The 10,936-nt window shown below is 69.8% G+C and carries 9 protein-coding genes; 2 read left to right on the top strand and 7 right to left on the bottom strand.

The window, feature by feature from the left end; genetic code table 11:
* Positions 1-22: 22 nt before the first annotated feature.
* On the top strand, positions 23-1,456 hold the full coding sequence (gene hydA, locus ACFFCN_RS09470) for a dihydropyrimidinase (protein ID WP_375491011.1): 1,434 nt from the start codon (positions 23-25) through the stop codon (positions 1,454-1,456).
* A gap of 8 nt (positions 1,457-1,464) precedes the next feature.
* A complete protein-coding gene (locus tag ACFFCN_RS09465; RefSeq protein ID WP_375491005.1) occupies positions 1,465-2,496 on the top strand; it encodes a TIGR03842 family LLM class F420-dependent oxidoreductase in 1,032 nt (343 codons plus the stop codon).
* On the opposite strand, the gene ACFFCN_RS09460 is transcribed toward ACFFCN_RS09465, so the two are convergent.
* The 7 genes from ACFFCN_RS09460 to ACFFCN_RS09430 form a co-directional block, all read right to left on the bottom strand.
* Positions 2,493-3,050: an HAD family acid phosphatase gene (locus ACFFCN_RS09460; RefSeq protein WP_375491003.1), complete on the bottom strand. Its 558-nt coding sequence runs from the start codon at positions 3,048-3,050 to the stop codon at positions 2,493-2,495. The genes ACFFCN_RS09465 and ACFFCN_RS09460 overlap by 4 nt on opposite strands.
* Positions 3,051-3,183: 133 nt before the next feature.
* Entirely contained in the window at positions 3,184-5,016 is a 1,833-nt protein-coding gene (gene ggt, locus ACFFCN_RS09455) for a gamma-glutamyltransferase (protein WP_375491001.1), read from the bottom strand.
* A 57-nt stretch (positions 5,017-5,073) separates the two neighbouring features.
* Complete coding sequence (gene galK, locus ACFFCN_RS09450) at positions 5,074-6,186, bottom strand: galactokinase (RefSeq protein WP_375490999.1); 1,113 nt, start codon at positions 6,184-6,186, stop codon at positions 5,074-5,076.
* Positions 6,186-7,280, bottom strand: a complete 1,095-nt coding sequence (galT, locus tag ACFFCN_RS09445) for a galactose-1-phosphate uridylyltransferase (RefSeq protein ID WP_375490997.1) — start codon at positions 7,278-7,280, stop codon at positions 6,186-6,188. Before galT ends, galK begins: the two co-directional genes overlap by 1 nt.
* A gap of 8 nt (positions 7,281-7,288) precedes the next feature.
* The gene (locus ACFFCN_RS09440; protein ID WP_375490995.1) at positions 7,289-8,353 is read right to left on the bottom strand and encodes an ABC transporter permease; all 1,065 of its coding nucleotides are present in this window, start codon (positions 8,351-8,353) and stop codon (positions 7,289-7,291) included.
* Positions 8,350-9,321, bottom strand: coding sequence for an ABC transporter permease (locus ACFFCN_RS09435; protein ID WP_375490993.1), 972 nt, complete (start codon positions 9,319-9,321; stop codon positions 8,350-8,352). The genes ACFFCN_RS09440 and ACFFCN_RS09435 overlap by 4 nt, the downstream gene beginning before the upstream one ends.
* Positions 9,314-10,906, bottom strand: coding sequence for a sugar ABC transporter ATP-binding protein (locus ACFFCN_RS09430; protein WP_375490991.1), 1,593 nt, complete (start codon positions 10,904-10,906; stop codon positions 9,314-9,316). The genes ACFFCN_RS09435 and ACFFCN_RS09430 overlap by 8 nt, the downstream gene beginning before the upstream one ends.
* Positions 10,907-10,936 lie beyond the last annotated feature (30 nt).

Genomic DNA, 10,936 nt, shown 5'->3' with positions numbered 1-10,936 from the left:
GTGTGGGGGACGGGGGACGACCATGAGCACGATGTTGATCAGCGGCGGCACGGTCGTCTCGGCCACCGGGTCCGCGCCCTACGACGTGTACATCAACGGCGAGACGATCGCGGCGCTGCTCGTGCCCGGCCTGGCGGAGTCCGAGAGCATCACCGCCGACGTGACCATCGACGCGACCGGCAAGTACGTCATCCCGGGCGGCATCGACGGCCACACGCACATGGAGATGCCGTTCGGCGGCACATTCGCCAGCGACACCTTCGAAACCGGCACCCGCGCGGCAGCCTGGGGCGGGACGACGACGATCGTCGACTTCGTGGTGCAGGCGCACGGGCAGCGCGTGCAGGACCAGGTCGCGCTGTGGCACGAGAAGGCGTCGGGCAACTGCGCCGTCGACTACGGCTTCCACCAGATCATCGGCGATGTCAACGACGAGTCGCTCAAGGCGATGGACGAGCTGATCGGCGAGGGCATCACCAGTTTCAAGCTGTTCATGGCCTACCCGGGCGTCTTCCTGTCCAGTGACGGCCAGATCGTGCAGGCGATGCAGGCGGCGGCCGGCAACGGCAGCCTGATCATGATGCACGCGGAGAACGGCTCGGCGATCGACGTGCTGGTGCAGCAGGCGCTCGCCCGCGGCGACACCGACCCGTACTTCCACGGCGTCACCCGGCCATGGCAGACCGAGCAGGAGGCGACGCACCGTGCGGTCATGCTCGCCGACATGACGGGCGCACCGCTCTACGTCGTGCACGTGTCGGCGAAGCAGGCGCTGGCCCGCATCGCCGAGGCCCGCGACGCCGGGCAGAACGTCTTCGGTGAGACGTGCCCGCAGTACCTGTACCTCTCGCTGGAGGAGCAGCTCGGCGCGCGCAGCGACGAGTGGGGCACGTTCGAGGGCGCGAAGTGGGTGTGCTCGACGCCGTTGCGCTCACGCGCCGAGGGCCACCAGGACGAGCTGTGGCGTTACCTGCGCACCGGCGACGTCACCACGGTCAGCACCGACCACTGCCCGTTCTGCATGAAGGACCAGAAGGACATGGGCCGCGACAGCTTCGCGAAGATCCCCAACGGCATCGGCTCGGTCGAGCACCGGCTTGATCTGCTCTACCAGGGCGTGCACGACGGCCGCATCTCGCTCGAGCGCTGGGTCGACGTGTGCTGCACGACGCCCGCGCGGATGTTCGGCCTCTACGGCCGCAAGGGCGTGCTGGCGCCCGGCGCGGACGCCGACGTCGTGGTCTACGACCCGAACGGGCACACCACCATCGGCATCGGAGAGGGCCGTACGCACCACATGAACATGGACTACTCGGCGTGGGAAGGCTTCGAGGTCGACGGGCACGTCGACGTCGTCGTCTCGCGCGGCACCGTCGTCAAGGACGAGACGGGTTATGTCGGGCGCAAGGGCCACGGCCGGTTCGTCAAGCGCGAACTCTCGCAGAATCTGATCTGAGGCCGCGCGTGGACTTCGGCGTCGTCCTGCAGAACGACCCTCCGGGAGCGCGCGTGGTCGAGCTTGCCCGGCAGGCGGAGCTGCTCGGCTTCACACACGTCTGGACGTTCGACTCGCACCTGCTGTGGCAGGAGCCCTACGTCGTTTACAGCCAGATCCTCGCGAACACCCGCAAGGTGACGGTCGGGCCGATGGTGACGAACCCGGCGACCCGCGACTGGACGGTCACCGCCTCGCTGTTCGCGACGCTGAACGAGATGTTCGGCAACCGCACGATCTGCGGCATCGGCCGCGGCGACTCCGCGGTCCGCGTGATCAACGGCGCGCCCGTGACGCTCAAGACGCTGCGCGAGTCCGTCGAGGTGATCCGTGCGCTGGCCAACGGTGGGACGGCGTCCTACAAGGGCAGCGAGTTGCGCTTCCCGTGGTCACGCGGATCGCAGCTGCCGATCTGGATGGCGGCGTACGGGCCGAAGGCACTGGCGTTGACCGGCGAGGTGGCCGACGGGTTCATCCTGCAGCTCGCCGACCCCGCGATCACCGAGTGGTCGATCGCCGCGGTGCGCAAGGCGGCCGCCGACGCCGGCCGGGACCCGGAGTCGATCACGGTCTGCGTCGCCGCGCCGGCGTATGTCACCGACGGCACGGACGCCGGGCTGGCGCACGGGCGCGACCAGTGCCGCTGGTTCGGCGGCATGGTCGGCAACCACGTCGCCGACATCGTCGCGCGCTACGGCGATCAGGGGCTGGCGGTGCCGAAGGAGTTGTCGGACTACATCGCCGGGCGCGAGGGCTACGACTACAACAGCCACGGGAAGGCCGGCAACGCGCACACCGACTTCGTGCCGGACGCGGTGATCGACCGGTTCTGCCTCATCGGGCCCGTCGACGCGCAGGTCGAGCGGCTACGTGAACTCGAGGCGCTCGGCGTCGACCAGTTCGCGGTGTACCTGCAGCACGACGCGAAGTCCGAGACGCTGCAGGCCTACGGCGACAAAGTGCTGCCCGCCGTCAATGTCCGCGGCGCGGCGAAGCTCTAGCTCAGCGCCCCGCCGTAGTTCGGCAGCCGGTAGACCTTGCCGCGGTGACCGCCGCGGAAGTCGGTGGAGTGGTTCCCGACGTCGGCGACGATCCGTAGGCCCTGCCGTGCGTAGTGGGCGCGGCACCGGCTCTTGGCCGTAGCGAGCGACGTCGAGCGGTGCGCGCGCAGGCACATCCGATCGACGCGGTAACCGGCCCGGCGCAGCTGCGCGACGCTCGACGAGCGCTGCGCGCGCAGCCGGCCGGTGACGAAGACGATCGTGTACCCGTCGCGGACCGCCCGTTGCTCGAAGGCGAGCACCGCCGGCGTCGCGCGGCCGGCCGCGTCGTGGGTCTGCCGCGAGGTGTTGTCGATGTCCAGCCCAATGGCCGGCCTGCCGCCGACGTGCCGGTCGAGGTAGGCGGTGCCGCCGGACATGGCCGAGGAGACGTCGGCCAGCCAGTGACTCGCGCTCGGCACCGACGACCGCGTCGCCGCCGACGACGGGACCGAGAGCGCGCACATCCCGGCAAGCGTCATCGCGAAGACGGCGACGGACTGCCACAACCGCATGTCGACTCCCGGTAATCATTGCTCAGCGCGACCTCACAAAGATGACACATTTTCGGCCGCAGGTCACCCCGACGTGTGATCGCCAGGAGCGGCGAAGAGCGCGCGTGGCGATCACAACTCCGGCGAATCGGCGTCAGCGGTGCGGGTGCACCACCAGCGCGCTGCCGCCGCCGCTGCGTACCGGCTCGGCCGCGGCCAGGTACCGGCCGCCGCCGAGCGAGACGAGTCCGGTGGCGTCACCGATCTGGCTGTCCAGCGGCAGCACGTCGCCGGTCAGCTTGGTGAACTGCTCGCCGTACCGGTTCGTCAGCGTCGCAGCGATGGCGCTGTTGTAGAACGCGGGCTCCGCGCTGCTGGTGGGCGTGTTCGACTGGCTCACCCGCGGCGCGGCGATGGCATCGGGCAGCGACATGCCGAAATCGAGGTGGTTGACGAGGATCTGCAGCACCGTGGTGATGATCGTCTTGCCGCCGGGCGAGCCGACCGCGAAGTCGAGGCGACCGTTGCGCAATGCGATCGTCGGCGACATGCTCGAGCGCGGCCGCTTGCCGGCGGCCGGCAGGTTCGGGTCGTAGCTGCCCGGCGTCGACGGCGCGAAGTCGAAGTCGGTCATCTCGTTGTTGAGCAGGAACCCGCGGCCGGGGACGGTGATGCCGCTGCCGGCGAGCTGCTCGATCGTGTTGGTGTAGCTGACGACGTTGCCCCACTTGTCAGCCGTGACCAGGTGGTTGGTGTTGATGCCCTCTGCGCCGGCCGTGCCGCTCGCGGCGGTCGAGCCGCAGCCGCCGTACGGCGGGTACGGGTTGCCGGGCGCGACCGGTGACGTCAGCGCGGTGTTCTTGATCAGGCAGGAGCGCGTCTTCGCGTAGTCCGGGTCGAGCAGGCCGTGCTGCGGCACGTCCACGTAGTCCGTGTCGCCGATGTAGGCGTTGCGGTCGGCGAACGCGAGCCGGGACGCCTCCAGGTACTGGAACAGCGCCTTGGCGCGCGGCTCCTTCGACAGGTTCCAGCGGGACAGGATGTTCAGCGCCTCACCCACGGTCAGCCCGCCGGAGGACGACGGCGCCATGCCGTAGATGTCCTCGCCGCGGTAGGTCACGTGCGTCGGTTGCCGCGTAGGCACGGTGTAGTCGGCGAGATCCGCGCGAGTCATCGTCCCCTTGCGGATCGGGAAGTCGGCAACGCCCGGGACGACGTCCGGGTCGTCGGCCGCCTGCGCGACGTCCGCGCCGAGCGCGCCGCGATAGAAGTAGCCCGGGCCGTACTTCGCGAGCTGCGTGTACGTGCGCGCGAGATCCGGATTGCGCAGCGTGGCGCCCACCGGCAGCGGTTGGCCGGACTTCGTCAGGAAGAGTTTGCGGCTGGCGGCGAAGGTCTGCAGGTCGGGCAGCGAGGCCTGCTCCATCTGCCGGAACGTGCTGTCGATCGTGAACCCGCTCTTGGCGCGTTGTACGGCCGGCTGCAGGTCCTGGGCGAACGACTTGCGGCCGTACTGGCGGATCGACTTCGCCCAGGTGGCGACCATCCCCGGCACGCCCACGGACAACCCGGAGCGGCGCGCCTGCTCGAACGGCAGCGGCTTGCCGGTGGACGGGTCGACGAACATCGTGGGGGAGCAGCCGGACGCGCAGGTCTCCCGGCTGTCCAGCGTGATGACGCGGTGCTGCTTGGCCAGGTAGATGACCATGTAGCCACCGCCGCCGGGGCCCGCGACGAACGGTTCGGTGACGCCCAGCGTCGTCGCGGTGGCGACGGCGGCGTCGATCGCGTTGCCGCCGTGGCGCAGGACCGCGATGCCGGCCTTGCTGGCGTCGAGGTCGGCCGAGGAGACGGCGCCGCCGGAGCCGGTCGCGACCGGTCGTTTGGTCTCGCGGGACGGGCTGCCGTGGGCGAGCGCGGACGGCGCGAAGGCGGTGACGGTCAGGGACGCCGCGGCGAGCACCGCGCAGAACGGGCGAAGACGCATGAACCACACTTAACTCGCGCACAGCACATCCGTACAGACCGGCCGCGACACGCGGCGTCAGTCGACGCGGTGCGCGCCGTCCGCCGGTTCGGCCGTGAAGACGTGCGGGGCGTTCATGCCGGCGTCGGCAAAGGCCCGCTGCACCGCCGCACGCACCGTGTCGACGGCGTCGGCGTCGATGAGCGCGATGGCGCTGCCGCCGAACCCGCCTCCGGTCATCCGTGCGCCGTGTGCGCCCTGCGCCAGTGCGGTGTCGACAGCGAGGTCCAGGCCGGGCGCCGACACCTCGTAGTCGTCACGCAACGACACGTGTGACGCGGTGAGCAGCGGCCCGATCCCGCGCACGTCGTCGGCGTCGAGCAGCCGCACGGTGTCCAGCACCCGCGCGTCCTCCGTGACGACGTGCCGCACCCGCCGGCGCAGGACGTCGTCGTCCAACCGGGAAAGAGCATCGTCGAGGTCGTCGGCCGACACGTCGCGCAGCGCGTCGACACCCAGCTCCTGCGCCGCGCGGTTGCACTCCTCGCGTCGCTTCGCATACTCGCCGTCCGCGAGCCGGTGCGGTGCCTGCGTGTCGATGACGAGCACCACGACGTCGTGCTCGGCGAGGCGGAGCGGCACCTGCCGCGACTCCATCGTGCGGGTGTCCAGGAACAGCGCGTGGCCCGCACGCGCCCGCACGATCGCGTTCTGGTCGAGCGTGCCGGTCGGGACCCCCACGTAGTCGTTCTCGGCGGCGTGTGCGACAGCGACGATGGTCTGCGGGTCGAGCGGTGCGTCGAGTGCGTCGCCGACAGCCCCGGCGACGGCGCAGGTCAGGGCGCCCGACGACGACAGCCCCGAACCGGCCACCAGGTCGGCATCGAGCGCGATGTCGGCGCCGCGCAGCGCCGACCCGCGGCGGCGCATCTCCCAGACGACGCCTTCGACGTAGGTGGACCACCCGTCGCGCTCCTCGGGCACGAGGTCGTCGAGTTCGAGCGTGACGGGCTCGTCGCCGTGCGCGGTGCTCGTGATCGTCAGCGTGCCGTTGTCGTGCAGCGACACCCGCGCCGTCACGCCGACCGGCAGCGCGAACGGCAGCACGAAGCCGTCGTTGTAATCGGTGTGCTCGCCGATCAGGTTGACCCGGCCGGGAGCGCGCCACGTCACCGCCGCCTGCTCCACCATCAAGCGATCGCGTCCCGCAGCCGCTGCGCCATGTCCTCGGGCACGACGTCGTTGACGAAGACCTCCATCCCCGACTCGGAGCCGGCGAGGTACTTCAGCTTGGTCGCCGTCCGGCGGATGGAGAACAGCTCGAGGTGCAGGTACGCGTGTTCGCGCAGCTGCCGCACCGGTGCCTGGTGCCACGCGGAGATGTAGGGCAGCGGCATGTCGTAGAGCGCGTCCAGCCCGTGCAGCACGTCCAGATAGAGGTGGGCGAACGCGTCGCGTTCGGCGTCGTCCAGCGCGGCGATGTCGGGCAGCTGCCGGTGCGGGTAGAGATGCACTTCCATCGGCCACCGCGCCGCCTCCGGCACGAACGCCGTCCAGTGCTCGTTGCTCGCGACGACGCGTTCGCCGGCGGTGCGTTCGGCGGCGAGTACGTCGGCGAACAGGTTGCGGCCGGTGCGTTCGGCGTACTCGCCTGCTGTGCGCAGCTGGCGGTCGGTGCGCGGAGTGACGAACGGGTAGGCGTAGATCTGCCCGTGGGGATGGGTCAGCGTCACGCCGATCTCTTGCCCACGGTTCTCGAACGGGAACACCTGCTCGACACCCGGCAGTGCGGACAGTGCACGCGTGCGGTCGGCCCAGGCGTCGACGATCGTGCGGATGCGACGCGGCGGCAGCGAGCCGAGCGACGCGTCGTGGTTGTCGCTGAAACAGACCACCTCGCACCGACCGACGCCGGGGCGCCGGGGGAACAGCTCGTCGCTGTCCAGCGGGTGCGGTTCGACGCCGTCCGTGACGAGCGACGGGAAGCGGTTCTCGAAGACGACGACGTCGTAGCTGCTGACCGGGATCTCGGTGAGGTTCGCGGGCGTGGTCGGGTCCAGCGGGCACGCGTCGTCGGCCGGCAGGTAGGTGCGCGACTGTCGGTGCGACGCGATGACGACCCACTGATCGGTGGTCGGGTCACGGCGCAGCTCGCTGCGCACCTCGGTGCGGTCGAGGTCGCGCTTGTCCTGTGCGGCGCGGTCCAGCCCGGGCGTCTCGTCGTAGTAGACGAGTTCCCGCCCATCGGAGAGCTCGATGCGGGTGACGTAGGGCGGCTGGCTCATGCGCTCGGTCATTCGATGCGCTCGGCTCTGGTCAACACCGTCTGCAGGATGACGACGACGGCGAGGAACGCGCCGTTGACGGCGTTCGACGCCGACGACCCGTACTGCGACAGGTGGACACCGATCAGATTCTGCATGATGGCGAGCAGCAGCACGCCGGCCGCGGTGCCCACGATGGAACCCGCGCCGCCGCTGAGCAGCGTCCCGCCGATGATCACCGCGGCGATCGCGGTCAGCTCGTAGCCGACGCCGATGTTCGTGACGCCGGACTGCAACCGGGAAGCGTTGAGCATGCCGGCGCCGCCGGCGACGGTGCCGGACAGCACGTACACGAGCGCCTTGTTGCGCAGCACCGGCAGCCCCATCAGCACGGCGGCGTTCTCGTTGCCGCCGATGGCGAACAGCGACTGGCCGTAGCGCGTGCGCAGCAGCAGCAGGGCCGCCAGGACGAACAGCACGACGACGGTGATGACCGGCAGCCAGGTGCCGTCGCCGATGCGCGAGAACCAGGCGCTGTCGGGAATCGTGTAGGTGGTGCTGCCCTCGTGGCTGATGGCCTGCAGCAGGCCGCGGGCGCCGAGCATGCCGGCGAGCGTGACGATGAACGGCGCGAGCCCGGCACGGGCGATGAGCAGGCCCTGCACGAGGCCGATGACCGCGCACACGGCGAGCGGCAACACGATGGCGACGATCCCGCCTCCGTGTCCGTAGCCCCACGCGGCCAGTACGCCACCGAGCGCGAACACCGAACCGACCGACAGGTCGATGCCACCGGAGATGATCACGAACGTCATGCCCAGTGCCAGCAGCGCCACATAGGCGTTGCCGGTGAGGATGCTCTCGAGGTTGCCGGCCTTGAAGAACCCGTCGGAGAAAAGCGATGCCGCGACGAACACGATGACCAGCACGGCGAGGCCGCCCTGCTCGCGCAGCAGCCGGGTGATCTGCTCGACGCGGTTGCGTTGCGCGGCCTGCGTGAAGGTGTCCGGTGCGCGCTCGGGCGCGTCGTTGCGCTGCGGCTCGTGCGGGCCGTCGCCCTTCGCCAGCTCGGTGGTGCCGAGGGTGTCGCTCACGCTCTCGACCTCCCTCGGGCCAGGTAGACGGCGCCCACGATGATCACCGCTTGCACGATCTGCGCGTACGAGTTCGCGACGTTGTGCTGAACGAGCGTCGCGGTGAGCAGCTGGATGAAAGCGGCACCGGCCACGGTGCCGAGGACCTTGATCCTGCCGCCGTTCAGCGGTGTGCCACCGACGACGACGGCAGTGATCGCGCTGAGCTCATAGTTGAGCCCGTAGTTCGCCGGGTCGGCCTCCGAGCCGTACCCGGTGATGAGAATACCGGCGAGCGCGGCCAGTACACCGCTGATGATGTAGACGATCAGCAATACCCGCTTGACCGGCAATCCGGCGAGTTGGCTGGCGCGCCGGTTGTCGCCGATGGCGACGAGCTGCCGCCCGAAGCGCGTGTAACGGACCAGGAAGGCAACCAGCAGAACGAGAACAACCGCGATCCACGCCATCTTCGGGATCCCGGCCAGCCGACCCAACCCCAGGTCATTGATCGTCGGGTCGGTGATCGGCTTCGCGGACGCGCCGTTCACCATCACCGCGAGTCCGCGCAGGCCGATCAAGAAGGACAGGGTCGCGACGATGGGCTGGACCTTGACCACCGCGACCATGAAGCCGGCGACGAGCCCGGACACCGCGCCGGCCACGAGCGCGGCGAGCATCGCCACCCACGGCCCGTAGCCGAGGTAGATCGGAATGAGCGCCGACGCCATCGCGATCACCGCGCCCACCGACAGGTCGACGCCCTCGGTGCCGATGACCAGTGCCATGCCCAGCGCGACGACGAGCACCGGCACGACCTGATAGAGCTGCACGCGCAGGTTGTCCAACGAGAAGAAGCTGCTCGACAGCGACGTGTCGACGATCAGCAGGATCACGATGGCGGCGTAGACGCCGTAGCGCTGCAGCGCGGTGAAGACGCGGTCGCGGTCGACACTGATCGCCCGGGACCGCAGGCTGACCTCAGCCATCGGCGTGTCCCTTCGTCCCGACCGACGACGGATCGCCGTCCTCGGTCTCGACGGCCAGGGCGTTCATCAGCGCCGCCTCGTTGACATCGTCACCGTCGAGCGTGTCGACCACGCGGCCGTCCTTGAGCACGACGACGCGATCCGACCCCTCGAGCAGCTCGTCGAGCTCGGAGGAGATGAGCAGTACGCCCAGGCCGTCCTTGGCCAGGTCGTCGATCACCGACTGCACCTCGGCCTTTGCGCCGACATCGATGCCGCGGGTCGGCTCGTCGAGCAGCAACACCTTCGGCTGCAGGCACAGCCAGCGGGCGAGCATGACCTTCTGTTGGTTGCCGCCGGACAGCTCGGACACCTTCTGCTCCGGCGAGGACGCCTTGATGCCGAGCCGCTCGACGAAGAAGTCGACGATCTCGTCCTGCTTCGCGCGGCTCACCAGGCCGAACCGGGAGATGCGCGGCAGCGCGGCGAGCACGATGTTCTCGCGCACCGACAGGCTGGCGATGATGCCCTCGGACTTGCGGTCCTCGGGCAGCATCACGACGCCGGCCTTGATCGCGCGCGCCGTGGAGTGCGTCGCCAGCGGCTTGCCGTCCACCTCGACGGTGCCGGCGTCCACGGCCAGCGAGCCGGAGATGGCCTTGGCGGTCTCGCTACGCCCGGCGCCGAGCAGGCCGCCGAGGCCGGTCACCTCGCCGGGACGCACCTCGAGGCTGACATCGTGCAGCTGATGGCGGCGGGTGAGCCCCCGCGCGCGCAGTACAGGTGGGCCGTCCGCCTCATGCTCGGCCTTGAACGCCGTCGCGCCCTCGCGCTGCACCTGCGAGACATCGCGACCGAGCATGAGTGCGATCAGCTTCGTACGGTCGAGTTGGGCGATCGGGGCGACGTGCACGACGCGGCCGTCGCGCATGATCGTCGCGCGGTCGCAGATCGTGTAGAGCTCGTCCAGCCGGTGGCTGACGTAGACGATGGCGATGCCGCGTTCTTTCAGTCGGCGGATGACGCCGAACAGCGTGTCCACCTCGCGCGCCTCGAGCGACGACGTCGGCTCGTCCATGATCACGACACGGGCGTCGATCTGCACCGCCCGCGCGATGGCCACCATCTGCTGCGCGCCGAGGCCGAACGAGCGCAGCGGCCGGGAGACGTTCACGTCGATCCCGAACTCGCGCAGGATGCTGCGCGCCTCGCGCTTCATCCGCGCGGAGTCGATCAGGCCTGCGCGTCTCGGCTCGCGGTTGAGGAACAGATTGCGCGCAACGCTCATCAACGGCACCAGGTTGATCTCCTGGTAGATGGTCGAGATGCCGGCCGACTGCGCCTCGAGCGGGCTGGTGAAGTCGGTGCGCTGCCCGTTGAAGCGCACCTCGCCGGCGTCCGGCCGGTAGACGCCGGTCATGACTTTGATCAGCGTGGACTTCCCGGCGCCGTTCTCACCGACGAGCGCGTGCACCTCGCCGGGCGCCAAGGCGAACGACACGTCGTTCAGGGCATGGACGCCGCTGAAGCTCTTGCGCACGCCGGTCACGTCGAGCACGGGTCGTGCCTGCGTCACCGGCCCGGGTGGGGACGTGCCGGGCTGCATCGGAACAGTGCCTCCGGTCTGGCAGAGCTG

Source organism: uncultured Jatrophihabitans sp., assembly GCF_964246335.1.
In the GTDB taxonomy this organism is placed as follows: Bacteria; Actinomycetota; Actinomycetes; order Mycobacteriales; family Jatrophihabitantaceae; genus Jatrophihabitans.
Note: the sequence above shows the minus strand (reverse complement) of the source record. Positions and strands in the feature narration are given on the sequence as shown.